Here is a 13,880-nt window from a genome sequence, read left to right as displayed (position 1 = left end):
TCCCCCGTTCCCCACATGGAGCCCATCAAGGCAACGACTTCCTCGGGAGTGGGTCCCTCGGTGCGTTCGGCGACCGGATCGGCGTAGCCCTCCAGTACAACAAGTGCCGTTGTGCGTGACGGATGTGTTGCCGCGAACAATGCCCCGGTCGCGAACGCGCCATCGATCAAGAGGAGAACCGCTTCAGCGCTCCCGAGATCGTCGAGCACCGCCGTGATGCTGTCGGCCCATTGCTCCAAGGTCGGCAGGGCACCAGGCTCGACAGGATCTGACGCCCCAGTGCCCGGCTGGTCGAAGAAGATCAGCCGACCCAGCGATGTCACCGCCTCGACCCAACCCTGAATCGACGGCAGCTCCGGAAAGACCTCGCAGTTTGTGAACCAGTTCGGGACGAACACAATGTCGCGAACACCTTCACCCGACGCCCGATACGCGACGCGCAAGTCCCCGTTCATCGCATAGCGCGTCTCCGAGAACATTGCGGAAGTCTAAGTCTCGGCCACGCGTCCGCCGATATTTATGCAGCTAGGTCGCGGCGCGGGACTCTTCGTGGGATCGGTAGCGATCCGGTCATTGTCTGCTCATCTGAGCAGCGCGAGCGGATACTGATCCTCAGCATCCAGCGTCGAGGAAAGGCGCAGGCCATGTCGAACAATCACAAGGTCAGGAAGGTCGTCACCGGGGCACTGTTGTCCGTAGGGGTGGCGGTGGCGGGCCTGGGGCTCGGTGCGGGCACCGCCGGGGCGGAGCGCAATCCCGCCCCGCAAGTCATCGGCCCACTGCCCCTGGACAACTTCACGGTCCCGCACGACTGGTGCCCGGGGCAGCCGTTGCCGATGCCGGATGTCCGGTGGGACATGGGCGTCTGCCACCACTGGTACTGGGTTCCCGTCGGCGGCATGGGCAACGTCGGCCAATTCGTGTGGGAGGGGGACGCGCCCCGCCGCCCGCTCGGCCCGCCGCCCTGCTACGGCGCTCCCATCTGCTTGCCCGGCCTGTAGGCCTTGGCAAGGTCGCGCGCGGGGCGTCGGTGACCGTCTGAGGAAGCCGGCGGCCGGGCCGGAAAAAGGCCACGTCGGGCAAGCCTTTGGATACCCTAATGTCACGGGTATATCGTTCGTCACATCCGGAACTCGACGGGGAAGGATTAGGGCGGCACCCTGGGGGGTGAATGCGTAATGTTTCCGGTCTCTTTGCAACCTGGTAATCGAAATTTTCCGGTCGCGTACTCGGCATAGACAATGTGAGATGTGATGGACCTATTCGCGCCACCTGAGGTCACCTCGACCCTTATCCACTCCGGTCCCGGAGCGGGTTCGCTGGTCGAGGCTGCCGGCGCGTGGCAGAGTCTCGCCGTCGAGCTGGAGAACTCGGTCGGCGTGTACGCGTCCGTGTTGTCGTCGTTGATCGAGTCGTGGGACGGGCCGTCCTCCATGGCGATGCTGCAGGCCGTGCAGCCCTACCTGATCTGGCTGCGCGAGACCGCGCAACAGGCCCACCAGATGGCCGCCTCCGCGGAGTCGGCCGCGGCGGCGTTCACCGCCGTCCGCGCGGCGGTGGTCCCGCCCGCGGTGGTTGCCGCCAACCGGGCCCGGCTGTTGCAATTGCTGGCCACGAACCGGTTCGGCCAGAACACCGCGGCTATCGCCGAGACGCAAGACGAATACCAGACCATGTGGGCGAACAATTCGGCCGCGATGAGCCGCTATCAGGCCACGTCGTCACAAGCGACCACGTCGCTGTCCCAATTCAATTCGCCGCTGGCCATCGCGAACCCGTCGTCGACGGTCAACCAGCAGGCTGCGGTCTCGAATGCGTCGCTGCTCGGCGCGTCGAGCACGGGCAACATCATCGACTCGCTCGGGGTCACCCCCTTCGACCCCAACGCCGGCTGGTTCAGCTACTTCAGCACCTGGGGCAACCAGTTCATCTCGTCCGGTTTCCCGATCAACCTGCTCAGCTACCTGGCGCAGAACACCTCGGCGCAGGCGCTGCAGGGCGTGGGCAGCGACATCGGCCTGGGGCTCTCGGAGGGCGAGGGCGCGCTGGCGTCGTCGATCACCAGGCTGGCGGGCGCCGTCTCGGCCGCGCCGGGCGGTGCGGCCGCGGGTGCCATGGGGGTAGGGGTCTCGCTGGGCAAGCTCACCGCCCCGCCGGCGGTGGTGGGTCTGCTGCCGGGGACGCAAACCCCGGTGCAACTCGCATCGTCGGTGTCGCCCCTGCCCGCCGAGCCCGGGCTCACCGGCATGCCGCTCATGCCGATGATGCCGGTGCCTCCGGGCAGCTCGGCGGGCAGCGGCTGGCGCAAGCGCAAGCAGCAGAAGTTCGAAGACCTTGAATACGGGGCGGAACTCCCGAAGAAGGTGATACACCGACCGCCCAGCGGGGGATGAGGAACGACGATGGTTCCTCACCACTCCGGAAGCAGAATTTCGCCGCCGGATAGGTCGACGGCGCGACTCGCCGCCCGCCCTGCTCTTCCATTGGGCGAGACGTGATCGATTTTGGGCTGCTGCCGCCCGAAGTCACCTCGGCGCTGATCCACTCCGGACCCGGCGCCTGGTCGATGATCGAAGCCGCCGCCGTGTGGCAAGAACTCGGCGCCGAATTGGAGGCGACGGCCAGCAGCTACACCGCGGAGCTCGCGTCGCTGGCCGGGACCTGGCAAGGGCCGTCGGCGATGGCGATGGCCCAGGCGTTCGAGCCGTACCTGGCGTGGTTGCGCACCACCGCGGCGCAGTGCCAGGAGATCGCCGCCTCGGTTGAAACCGTAACGGCCGCATTTGAATTGACGCACTGGACGGTGGTGCATCCCTCGGTCGTCGCGGCCAATCGCGCGCGGCTGGCGATGCTGCTGGCCACCAACTTCTTCGGCATAAACGCCCCGGCCATCGCCGAGACGGAAGCCGAGTACAACGCGATGTGGGTCAACAACTCGGCGGCGATGTACCGCTACGGCGCGACCTCGCTGAGCGCGGTGAAGCTGTCACAGTTCTCGTCGCCGCCGCCCGTCGCCAACCCCTCCGGCGTCTCCACCCAGGCCGCCGTGTTGCCCGCCGCCACGGGCACCACCCAGACCACGGCCAACCTGCTGGCCGCCTCGTCGACGTCCAACGCGGGGACGATAATCGACCAGCTTGGTGTCAGCCCGTTCGACCCCAACAAGGGCTGGTTCGCCTATTTCAGCACCTGGGGCAATCAATTCATCGCCGGCGGCTTCCCCGTCAACCTGCTCAGCTACGTCGCGCAGATCAATGCGGCCCAGGCGCTGCAGGGCGTCGGCTCCGACATCGGCCAGGGCCTCGCTGAGGGTTCGGCGGCGTTGAGCACGGCGGAGGTGAACCTGGCGAACGCGGTCAACTCCGGCGGGCTGGGGCTGGCGCCCCGGGGTGCGATGGGCGTGTCGGTGCTGGTGGGCAAGCTGAGCATGCCGCCCGCCACGGTGGGCATGTTGCCCGGCGCCCAGCCACCGGTCCAGCTCGCCGCCGCGGTGTCCCCGCTTCCGCCGGGGGGAGCCCAGCCGTCTGGTCTCCCGATGGTCCCGGTGCGGCCGCCGCTGGGTGGCAAGGGCGGGGGCGCCGGGCGCGACTACGACGACATCGAAATCGGCGCGGAGCTGCCCGGCACGGTCATGAAGCGGCCACCGTCAGCGGGATAGCTTGTGCGCCAAGCGGTTCGGTTCATTGGGCTCGTCGTCGGCCAGGGTGAAATAGCTTTCCTCCTCCTGCAGGAAATGCAGGCGTAACAGGGCATGCAGCCCGTAGAGGCACGCGAGCAGGTCGTCGACCTGGTCGGCGCCGATCGCCCCGCTGCTTCGGGCCAGGGTCAGGTGGGCGCCGATCCGGTCGGAGAGGCGCTGGATTTCGGCGTGGGTCCGGCTCATCGTGGCGGTCGCCTCGCTGGTGCCCAGCGGGTGGGCCAGCGCCGGGTAGAGCTGCGTCTCCTCGGCGCGCTCGTGCGGGATGATCCGCTCGACGAGCACGGCGTACGCCTGGCCGATCGACTCCAGGGCCGACTGGTCGGCCGCGGCCGCCAACCGATCGGCGGCGCCCCGCAACAGGTCCACGGCGTCGCGCAGTTCGTCGTGCTCGGCGTCGAAGCGCCGCAACAGCTGTTCCGTCGGCGCGGGAAGGTCGACCTCGATCTCGGGATTGCCGCGCAGGGCGCGGAGCGCGTTGAGGATCACGGCGACGTCGATGCCCTCCTGCACCAGCGCCCCCACCGCCGGCGGCAGCCACCCGAAGGCGGCGACGCCCATCGCGGCCAGCGACAAGGCCATGCCGACGACGGCGCTCTGCACCGCGATGCGCCGCGACCAGCGGGCGATGTCCATCGCGTCGGCGAGCCGCTCCAGCCGGTCGGTGGTCAACACGATGCCGGCGGCCTCCGAGGACGCGGTCGCGCCGCGGGCGCCCATCGCCACGCCGACGGTGGCCGCGGCCAAGGCGGGCGCGTCGTTGACGCCATCGCCGACCATCACGGTCACCGCGCGGTCACACTCGGCGCGCACGGCGGCCACCTTGTCGGCCGGGGTCTGCTCCGCGTACACCTCGTCCAGACCCAGCACGGCGGCGACCTCGCGGGCGGGCTCGGCGCGATCCCCGGTCAGCATCACCAATCGGTTCAGCCCGGCCTCGCGGAGCCGGCGCAGGGTCCGCGGCGCGTGGCGGCGCAGCGGGTCACGCAGCAACACGGCGCCGACGGGTCGCCCGTCGACGCACACCCACGCGATCGCGGCCCCGTCCAGCAGGGCGCGATTCACCACCGCCCGCGCCCATTCCGCGTGCGCGGCGCCCCGCGTGAGCTTGCCGACGTGTACCCGCCGGCCGTCCAGGGTGGCGGTGACGCCCTGGCCGGGTTCCTCCACCACCTCGGTGGGCAGCGAGAGCTCCAGGTCGCGGGCCCGCGCCGCGGTGACGATCGCCTCGGCCAGCACGTGCGGGGACATCTGATCCACCGAGGCCGCCACCCGCAGTATCTCGATCGCGTCGCGTCCGGGCGCGGCGGCGACGTCGATGACGGCGGGGCGTCCCATGGTCAGGGTGCCGGTCTTGTCCATCACCAAAGTGGTTGCGTGCCCGAGGTTTTCCAGAGCGCCCCCGCTGCGGATCACCACACCACGCCGTGACGCCCGCGACAACCCGGACACGATCGCGACGGGCGCGGCGAGCAACAGCGGGCAGGGCGTCGCCACCACCAGCACCGCGACCGCCCGCACGGGCGACCCGCTGGCCAGCCAGGCCGCCCCGGCCACCACCAGGGTCAGTGGCAGGAACCAGGCCGCGTACCGGTCGGCGAGCCGAACCACGGGCGCGTTCTGGGCCCCGGCCTCCGCGGCCAGGCGGACGATCTGCGCGTAGGTGCTGTCGTCGGCGGTGGCCGTGGCCCGCATCTCGAAGGCGCTGCCCGCGTTGACCACGCCGCTGCGCACCGGCTCACCGTCGGCGCGCTCCACCTGCAGCGGTTCGCCGGTCAGGACCGATTCGTCCAGCACCGCCACCGCGCCGGCAATGCGCCCGTCGACGGGCACCACCTCGCCCGGGCCCACCACCAGCAGGTCGTCGATCGCCACGTCCGCGAGCGTGATGACGTCCACCGCCGATCCCACCCGGCGGCGGGCGAACCTCGGCGCGTGTTCGAGCAGCGCCCGCAGGTCGTGGGACGCGCGGCGCTCGGCGGCGGCCTCCAGCGCCCGCCCGCCGGCCAGCATCACCGCGATCAGCGCGCCCGCGAGGTACTCGCCGACCAGCAGCGTGCCGACCAACGACAACACCGCGATCAGGTCGACCCCGAACCGGCCCCGGCGCAGCGCCGCCAGCACCCACACCACCGCGGGGACCACCGCCACCACCGTGCCGGCGATCCAGCAGCCGTCGGCGACCCGCGGCGCCCCCGCCAGCCAGGCGATCCCCCCGGCCGCCAACGCGACGACGGTCGCCGCGGCCAGCACCGGCTCCACCCAGCGGCCCAGCCGCTCACGTGTCACAGCGCCCATGGGTGCCAGCCTGATCCCATGCCCCGGCGACGGCTAGGGCCGGATGGACGCGGATTGAGGACTCAGGTCACTAGAAAGGTCCGCCACCGGCTGGCGAGCATGGTGGACGTGACTGACATTTCTCCGACGGGGTCCCTCCCGATCGCCACCATCACCGGCGACCCCGTGGCACGCGTACCCATCAACGCCACGATCGCCGACGTCGCCAGGGCCATGGTGACCTGCGACGTGGGCGCGATCCTGATCGGCGACGACCCGCGGCCGGCCGCGTTGGTCAGCGAGCGCGACATCGTGCGGGCGGTGGCCGCGGGGCGAAATCCCGCCACCACCCCGGTCTCCGAGGTGGCCAGCACGAAACTGGTGTGGTGCGACGCCGAGGCCTCGGTGGACCAGGTCGCCGCCCGGATGATGGACCGCTACATCCGCCACGTGCTGGTGGAGCGCGACGGCGCGCTGGTCGGCATCGTCTCGGCCCGCGACGTGCTCGGCGTCTACACGAATTTCGATTCTTGAGGCCGCGCGCGGTCGCCGCGTTGGTCGGCGGTGGCCTGGCCGGGTTGACGGGGTGGGATCTGCTGCAGCGGCGGCACACGATCCTGCGCAACTACCCGATCATCGGGCACCTGCGGTTCCTCCTGGAGGCGGTCGGCCCCGAGCTGCGCCAGTACATCGTCACCGACAACGACGCCGAGCGGCCGTTCAGCCGCGACCAGCGGCGCTGGGTGTACACGTCGTCGAAGCTGGCCAACCGGTACTTCGGTTTCGGCACCGACAACGACCTGGAACGGGTGCACAACTATCCGATCATCAAGCACGCGGCGTTTCCCGTCGCGGCGCCGGCGGACGCGCCCGAGCACCCGGACCCGGCCGTTCCGTTGCCGGCGGCGAAGGTGCTCGGCGGCGCGCGGGGCCGCGCCAAGGCCTTCCGTCCGTCGTCGGTGGTCAACGTCTCCGGGATGAGCTTCGGCGCGCTCGGCGGCGCGGCCATCACCGCCCTGAACAAGGGGGCGGCGCTGGCCGGCGCGCTGCACACCACCGGCGAGGGCGGGGTGTCGCCCTATCACCTGAACGGCGGTGACCTGGTCTGGCAGGTCGGCACCGGCTACTTCGGCTGCCGCGACGACGACGGCCGCTTCAGCCTGCCCCGGCTGGTCGACCGGGTCGCGGCCACGCCGGCGATCCGGGCCATCGAGATCAAGCTCAGCCAGGGCGCCAAGCCCGGCCTCGGCGGCGTGCTGCCCGGCGCCAAGGTCACCCCCGAGATCGCCGCCATCCGCGGGGTGCCGGCCGGGGTGGACTGCAAGAGCCCGGCCGGCCACTCCGCGTTCCGCGACGTCGACGGGCTGCTGGAGCTGGTGGAGACGATCGCCGCCGCGACCGGGCTGCCGGTGGGCATCAAGTCGGCGGTGGGGGAAGAGCGGTTCTGGTGTGAGCTGGCCGCGCGCATGGCCCGGACCGGCACCGGCGTCGACTTCGTCACCGTCGACGGCGGCGAGGGCGGCACCGGCGCCGCGCCGCTGGTCTTCACCGACCACGTCGCCCTGCCGTTCAAGTGGGCGCTCCCTCGGGTCTACCGTGCCTTCGCCGAGCACGGCCTGCACCACGACGTGGTGTTCGTCGGGTCGGGCAAGCTGGGCATCCCTGAGAACGCGCTGCTGGCGCTGGCCACCGGCTGCGACATGGTCAGCGTCGGGCGCACCGCGATGTTCGCCATCGGCTGCATCCAGGCCCAGCGCTGCCACACCGGCCGCTGCCCCTCGGGTGTTGCCACCCAGTCGCCGTGGCTGCAGCACGGCCTCGACCCGGACCTGAAGTCGGTGCGCTGCGCCAACTACCTGGCCACCCTGCGTTTCGAACTGGCCCAGCTGGCCCGCACCTGCGGCTACGTCCATCCGGCGCTGGTGCCGCTGGAGGCCATCGAACTGCTCGACATCGACATGAAGACGGTGCAGGTCAACGAGTTGCTGGGCTACCAGCCCGACTGGGGTTTGCCCGGGCCGGCCGACATCGAGGCGATCACGACCCTGATGACCGCAGGATGAATTTGCGGATTTCGCTCACCCACAGGACGGTGCTGGCCATCCCGATGCACACCAGCCACTGGCTCGCCGACAACGGCGTGGTGGTGAAGGCGGTGTTGAGGGCGGGCAGCTGAACGACGGCCACCTGCAGCAGCGCCGACAACCCGATCGCCGCCCATAACCACCCGTTGGCGAAGAACCCGCGAAACGCGGTCGTCGTCTCCGAGCGGGCGTTGATGGTGTTGACCAGCTGCGCGATCACCAGCACGGTGAAGCCCGCGGTGCGGGCGGTGTCCACGGAGGACGGCAGGGGACCGTCTGGCGCGTAGAGGTGCATCGTGAACAGCGTGGCGGCGGCCACGGCCGCGCCGATCACGACGATGTTGTTCCACATCCGCGCGTCGATGACCCGGTCCGACGCCGAGCGCGGCGGCCGGCTCATCAGCTCCTCGGTCTGCGGGTCCACGCCCAGCGCCAGGGCCGGCGCGCCGTCGGTCAGCAGATTGATCCAGAGGATCTGCGTGGCCAGCAGCGGCAGCGCGATGGAGTGGTCCCGCGCCAGGCCGACCGCCCCGGCCAGCACCACGCCGAAGAAGACGGTGAAGATCTCGCCCATGTTGGAGGAGAGCAGGTAGCGCAGCGTCTTCTTGATGTTCGAGAAGATGCCCCGGCCCTCCCGAATGGCGTGGACGATGGTCGCGAAGTTGTCGTCGGCGAGGATCATGTTCGCCGCCTCCCTGGCGACGTCGGTGCCGCTGCGGCCCATGGCGATGCCGATGTCGGCCGATTTCAGGGCGGGCGCGTCGTTGATCCCCTCCCCGGTCACGGCGACGATCTCGTGGTCGGCCTGCAGGGCGTCGATGATGCGCTGCTTCTCGGCCGGATCGACCTGGGTGAACTGCGAGTGCAGGCGCACGGTTTCCCGCAGCTGCTCGTCGTCCAGGGTGGCCAGTTGAGCGCCGGACACGGCCGCCTCCCTGTCCTCGATGCCCAGCTTGCGGGCGACGCGCGCCGCCACCCGGGGGTGGTCGCCGGTGATCATCACGACCCTCACCCCCGCCCGGCGCGCCTCGGCGATCGCCGCCGCGGCCTCCGGTCGCGGCGGATCGGTGATGCCCACCATGCCCAGGTAGACGAGGTTTCCGTCCGACTGGTAGGCGACCGCCACCGCGTGCAGGGCGTCCAGCGCGAGCCGCTCGGCCTCGCCCCGGATCGTGACCCTGGCCGACTCGTCGAGCGGGGCGAGCCGCCGGCCGGCCTGCAGGTACGTGCAGCGGTCGAGCAGCCCGTCGGGGTCGCCCGTCGTCACGCGCGCCGGGGCCGGGCGCGAGCCGTCGTCGAGCTTGCGGTGCGCCACCAGGAAGGCCGCGTCGACGGGATCGCCCTGGACCGTCCACCGGCCGTCCTCCTCGCGCAGGGTGGCCGCGCCGGCGGCAGCACCCCCGTCGAGCACCAGCGCGGCCTGCCGCCACAGGTCGTCGCCCTCGGGCAGTGCGACCCCGTCGCGCTCCAGGCGACCCTCGGGCCGGTATCCGGCGCCGGTGACCTTCACCTCGCCCAGGGGCGTGACGACCCGCACGATCGTCAGCTCCCCGGTCGTCAGGGTGCCGGTCTTGCCCGAACACACCACCGATGCCGAGCCCAGGGTCTCGGCGGACGACAGTTCCTTGACGACGGCGTTCCGGCCGGCCATCCGCCGCATCCCCAGCGCGAGCACGACCGACATGATGGCGGGCAGGCCTTCCGGAACGGCCGCCACGGCCAGCGAGACACCCAGCAGCACCGCCGTCACCACGTCGTGAGCGCCGTGGATGCCGAAGACCAGGAGAATGGTCGCGATCACCACGACGGCGATCACCAGCACCGCGATGCCCAGCAGCCTGCTGGCCCGCGCCACCTCGCGCTGCAGCGGCGTCGCCTCGTGGTCGACGGTCCGCACCAGCCCGGCGATCTGACCGGTCTGGGTCGCCATCCCCGTCGCGGTCACCACCGCCCGCCCGACGCCCTTGGCGATCGCGGTGCCCTTGAACACCATGTCGGCCCTGTCGTCCCGATCCGCCGAGTCGGGCAGCGTCTGGGCGGCTTTGGGCACGGGTTCACTCAGGCCGGTCAGCGCGGCCTCGGACACCTCGAGGCCCGCGGCCCACAGCAGCCTCGCGTCCGCCGCCACCGCGTCGCCCTCGGCGAGCAGCAGGACGTCGCCGGGCACCAATTCGCCTGCGGGGACGGTGCGCCGCGCCCCGTCCCGGACCACCGTCGCCGACGTCGCCGCCATCCGCGCCAGCGCGCCGACCGCGCGCTCCGCGCGGGCCTCCTGCGCGTAACCCAGCAGCGCGTTGAGCACGAGGATGACCGCGATCACCACGGCGTCGACGGGCCAGCCGCCGGCCCCCTCGACGGCCCAGACCGCGAGCGAGGCGATCAGCGCGGCGAGCAGCAGGTAGATCAGCGGGCTGCGAAACTGCGCCAGCAGCTTTCGCCACGCCGGCGCCGGCGCGACGCTCTCGATGTCGTTGGCGCCCACCACCGTGAGCCGGCGGGCGGCCTCCGTCCCGGTCAAGCCGAATTCGGCGTCGCTGCACAGCTTTTCGACGACGGCCGGGCCGTCGAGGAAGGCGGGGTCGGGGTGTGTGCCGGGGGCCGAAGCCGTGACCTCCAGCCAGTCCCGCGGCTGGATGCCCATCCGGTCGCTACTTTGCGATGCAGCCAGCGGTTCGGCTTACGCCGTCAACGATGGTCGCCGATGGTCGTGCGGCCGCGATTCCAGCATGCGGTTGCGCACGATGTGTTCGACCAGGATCGGCACGAAGGTCTGCACCGGCGCGTCGACGAACTGACTCGCCGCCTCCTCGCTCCAGCGCTTGATCTGGGCGGTCCGGCGCTCGTCGCCCAGGCCTTCGTGACGGGCCAGTTTGTCGGCGACGTCGGCCACCGATCGGGCCACCGTCGAGCGGCTGGCCGGGGCGGCCTCGGCGTCGCCGGGTTTCCCCGCGCGCTCGAGCGCTTGCCGGGCCGCCTCCTCGCCGGTGTCCGGCCGGATCACCTGCAGCGTGACGTGGCGGCCGTTCTCGCCGATCAGGATGACACTGGTCGGCTCGTCGCTGGTGAAGCCGAGCAGTTCGACGGTGTGCCCGGCGACTTCGACCAGGGCCGGCGTCTCGTCCCAGCCGTTGCGGCGGTAGCCCACCATCACGATCCGGCCCATCCGCTCGGACAACGCCGTCAGCAACTTCGGCAGCTCCTCGACCAAGTTGGTCGACTGTGGCCACCAGGCGCCGTCGATGTGCTCCGATACCGACCGATAAGGCTTGAGCCGCAACCGATTGTCGCGCTCCATCTCAACCACCTGCTCGCTTACCTTTTCGAGTTAGCCGTCGTACCGCAAACGGTACGGCCGGCGTGACCGGCCCGCGACCCGGAGAAGTGACCGCGGGGTTTACCAGACATGAACAACAAGTGCCGCCAACCGGTTTCGACCGCGACATCATTCGCCGACCATCCGGCGCTGCACGCTCTGGGACGCGCGCAGCAGCAAGTCGGGGGCGACCGCCGACAGCGAGCTGGCCGCGACCGCGGCCAGCAGGCCCTGACCCCAGGCCAGCGGATCCACGGGCGTGCAGCCGAACACCTGGCTGAGCCCCGGGGTGCTGACCACGAGAACGAGCGCGCCCAGCGAGCCGACGGACGTCAGCACCACCAGCGGGGCGCGCGAGTCGACCAGCGTCTGGGTGAGCTGCGCGCCCACCAGCGCGATCAGCGCAACGGTCGCCGCGCGGCGCGGCGGGCCGGTCACGCTGGCCATCGCCCAGCCCGCCGTCGCGCCGATTGTGGTTGCCGCGCCGCGGATTCCGATCGCCCGCCACATGGCCGCCTCGTCGCGGCTGACCTCGTCGGTGGCCGCCTGCGGGCTGACGGCCAGCGCCGCGGCGGGCAGCGCGTCGGTCAGCATGTTGACCAACAGCATCTGCCGGGCGTTGAGCACCGACCGCCCGGTGAGGACGGTGGTGATCAGGGCGAAGCACACCTCGCCGAGGTTGCCGCCCAACAGCATCGACACCGCCGATTGCACGCGCCGCCACAACTGCTGGCCCTCGTCCAGGGCGTCGATCAGCGCCTCGATCCGCTCGTCGAGCAGCACCACGTCGGCCGCCGTGCGGGCCGCATCGCTGCCGCGGGCCGCCACGCCGATGCCCACGCTGGCCGCCCGGATCGCGGCGGCGTCGTTGACGCCGTCGCCGACCATGGCGGTGACCAGACCGGACCGCTCCAGGGTCTGGACCACGTCGATCTTGTGTTCCGGCGTCATCCGCGCGAACACCACCCCCGACGACGCGGCCGCGGCCCGCCCGTCGGCGGACAGGGCTTCCCAATCGCTGCCGGTGATCACCTGATCGGGGGTGACGTCGAGCCCCATTTCCTGGGCGATCGCCGCGGCGGTTGCCGGGTGGTCACCGGTGATCAGCCGGACGCCGATCTCACGCGCGGCGAGTTCCTTGAGCACCGCGTGCGCCGCGGGCCGGGGCGTGTCGGCGAGCCCGAGCAGGCCGATCGGGGTGAGGCTGCCGGTGCACAGGGTCTCGAGGTAATCCGGATCCGTTGCGGCGGTTGAGGCTTCCTGCTGGCTCAGTGTCCGCTCGGCCACGGCCAGCACCCGTAGCCCGCCCGCCGCCATCTCGTCGATCTGCCTGGTCAAGGAGTGGTCGTGCTGCAGCAACGCCGAGGAGAGCACCTCGGGCGAGCCCTTGATGGTCAGCCGGGTGCCGACCAGTGCGGCGGCGAACGGGCGGCCGGACTGGAACGGCAGGAACGCGTCGCGGGTCAGCCGTTGCGGCGTGGAGCCGTCACCGCGGAGGGCCGGGTCGGCGGCGGCACGGTGGATGGCGTCGTCGGTGGCGTGATCGACCCGGTGGCTGTGCCGGGCATAGCTGGTGCCCAGCGCCGCGTCCAGCACCGCGCCGGCGGCGTAGCCCGGCAGCGGGCGCACCTCCTTGACCTTGAGCCGGTTTTCGCTGAGCGTCCCGGTCTTGTCGAAGCACACCACGTTCAGCCGGGCCAACGCCTCCACCGAGTGGGGGTTGCGGATCAGCACCGATTCGCCGGTGAGCCGGCGGGCGGCCGCCAGCTGGGCCAGGGTCGCCACCAGGGGCAGGCCCTCAGGGATGGCGGCGACGACCAGCGTGACCGCGCTGGACACCGCCTCGCGCAGCCCGGTGCCGCGGGCCACGCTGAGCAACCCGACCAGGCCGCCGCTGGCCACGCTGAACGGCAGGGCCCGACGGGTGATGTGCCGCAGCTGCCGCTGCAGCCCGATCTCTTGCAGCTTCCTCGGCGCCATCGCCAGCGCCCTGCGCATCTCCGACCGCGATCCCACGGCGGTGACCACGGCCACCGCCGTGCCCGCGACCACCGTGGTGCCGGCGTAGAGCATGCAGGTCCGTTCGGCCAGCGGCGCGCCGGGCGTGGGCTCGGTCTGCTTGGACACCGGCAGCGATTCGCCGGTCAGCGTCGACTCGTCGACCTCCACGTTCGAGGCGTGCAACAGCCGGGCGTCCGCGGGGACCACCTCGTCGGCGTGCACTTCGATGATGTCGCCCGGCCGCAGCCGCTTGGTCGGCACCTTCTCGCGGCGCTGCGCGTCCAGCGCGCCGACCCGGCGTCGCGCCGGCGGATCCTGCACGGCCAGTAGGCGATTCAGCGTGCGCTCGGCGTGCAGCTGCTGCTCGGCCGACAGGGCGGCGTTGACCAGCAGCACGCTGCCGACCAGGACGGCGTCCAGCGGGGAACCGAGCAGGGCGCTGGCCGCCGCGCCGGTGGCCAGCAGCGGCGTGATCGGGTCCGCCAGGTCACCGCGCATCTCCTCGGCG

General features: G+C 71.4%; 10 protein-coding genes. 5 read left to right on the top strand and 5 right to left on the bottom strand.

Annotated features, from left to right (window positions below):
* The coding region (locus A5704_RS23245; RefSeq protein ID WP_197508529.1) for an alpha/beta fold hydrolase at positions 1-479 on the bottom strand (479 nt) is incomplete at its 3' end.
* A 165-nt stretch (positions 480-644) separates the two neighbouring features.
* Between A5704_RS23245 and A5704_RS23240 the strand changes: the two genes are divergently transcribed.
* From A5704_RS23240 to A5704_RS23230, 3 genes are all read left to right on the top strand, one after another.
* Positions 645-1,001: a hypothetical protein gene (locus A5704_RS23240; protein ID WP_067756521.1), complete on the top strand. Its 357-nt coding sequence runs from the start codon at positions 645-647 to the stop codon at positions 999-1,001.
* A gap of 252 nt (positions 1,002-1,253) precedes the next feature.
* Positions 1,254-2,393: a PPE family protein gene (locus tag A5704_RS23235; protein WP_067779568.1), complete on the top strand. Its 1,140-nt coding sequence runs from the start codon at positions 1,254-1,256 to the stop codon at positions 2,391-2,393.
* Positions 2,394-2,497: 104 nt separating this feature from the next.
* The gene (locus A5704_RS23230; RefSeq protein ID WP_067756541.1) at positions 2,498-3,658 is read left to right on the top strand and encodes a PPE family protein; all 1,161 of its coding nucleotides are present in this window, start codon (positions 2,498-2,500) and stop codon (positions 3,656-3,658) included.
* Here A5704_RS23230 and A5704_RS23225 read toward each other — a convergent pair.
* The gene (locus A5704_RS23225; RefSeq protein WP_067891285.1) at positions 3,647-5,995 is read right to left on the bottom strand and encodes a heavy metal translocating P-type ATPase; all 2,349 of its coding nucleotides are present in this window, start codon (positions 5,993-5,995) and stop codon (positions 3,647-3,649) included. The two genes, A5704_RS23230 and A5704_RS23225, sit on opposite strands and share 12 nt — an antisense overlap.
* Before the next feature lie 99 nt (positions 5,996-6,094).
* Here A5704_RS23225 and A5704_RS23220 point away from each other — a divergent pair, with 99 nt between their 5' ends.
* Both A5704_RS23220 and A5704_RS23215 read left to right on the top strand, forming a co-directional pair.
* Positions 6,095-6,508, top strand: coding sequence for a CBS domain-containing protein (locus tag A5704_RS23220; RefSeq protein ID WP_197508528.1), 414 nt, complete (start codon positions 6,095-6,097; stop codon positions 6,506-6,508).
* Positions 6,505-8,037 carry an FMN-binding glutamate synthase family protein gene (locus A5704_RS23215; protein WP_067779562.1) on the top strand — a complete coding sequence of 511 codons (1,533 nt, stop codon included), beginning with the start codon at positions 6,505-6,507 and terminating at the stop codon, positions 8,035-8,037. The genes A5704_RS23220 and A5704_RS23215 overlap by 4 nt, the downstream gene beginning before the upstream one ends.
* Here A5704_RS23215 and A5704_RS23210 read toward each other — a convergent pair.
* From A5704_RS23210 to A5704_RS23200, 3 genes are all read right to left on the bottom strand, one after another.
* Positions 8,012-10,699, bottom strand: a complete 2,688-nt coding sequence (locus tag A5704_RS23210) for a cation-translocating P-type ATPase (RefSeq protein WP_067891281.1) — start codon at positions 10,697-10,699, stop codon at positions 8,012-8,014. The genes A5704_RS23215 and A5704_RS23210 overlap by 26 nt on opposite strands.
* A 36-nt stretch (positions 10,700-10,735) precedes the next feature.
* Positions 10,736-11,353, bottom strand: a complete 618-nt coding sequence (locus A5704_RS23205) for a DUF5994 family protein (protein ID WP_067891278.1) — start codon at positions 11,351-11,353, stop codon at positions 10,736-10,738.
* A 147-nt stretch (positions 11,354-11,500) separates the two neighbouring features.
* On the bottom strand, positions 11,501-13,880 hold a 2,380-nt coding region (locus tag A5704_RS23200), incomplete at its 5' end, for a cation-translocating P-type ATPase (protein ID WP_156737737.1).

It is taken from the genome of Mycobacterium sp. E735 (assembly GCF_001666955.1).
GTDB lineage: Bacteria > Actinomycetota > Actinomycetes > Mycobacteriales > Mycobacteriaceae > Mycobacterium.
Note: the sequence above shows the minus strand (reverse complement) of the source record. Positions and strands in the feature narration are given on the sequence as shown.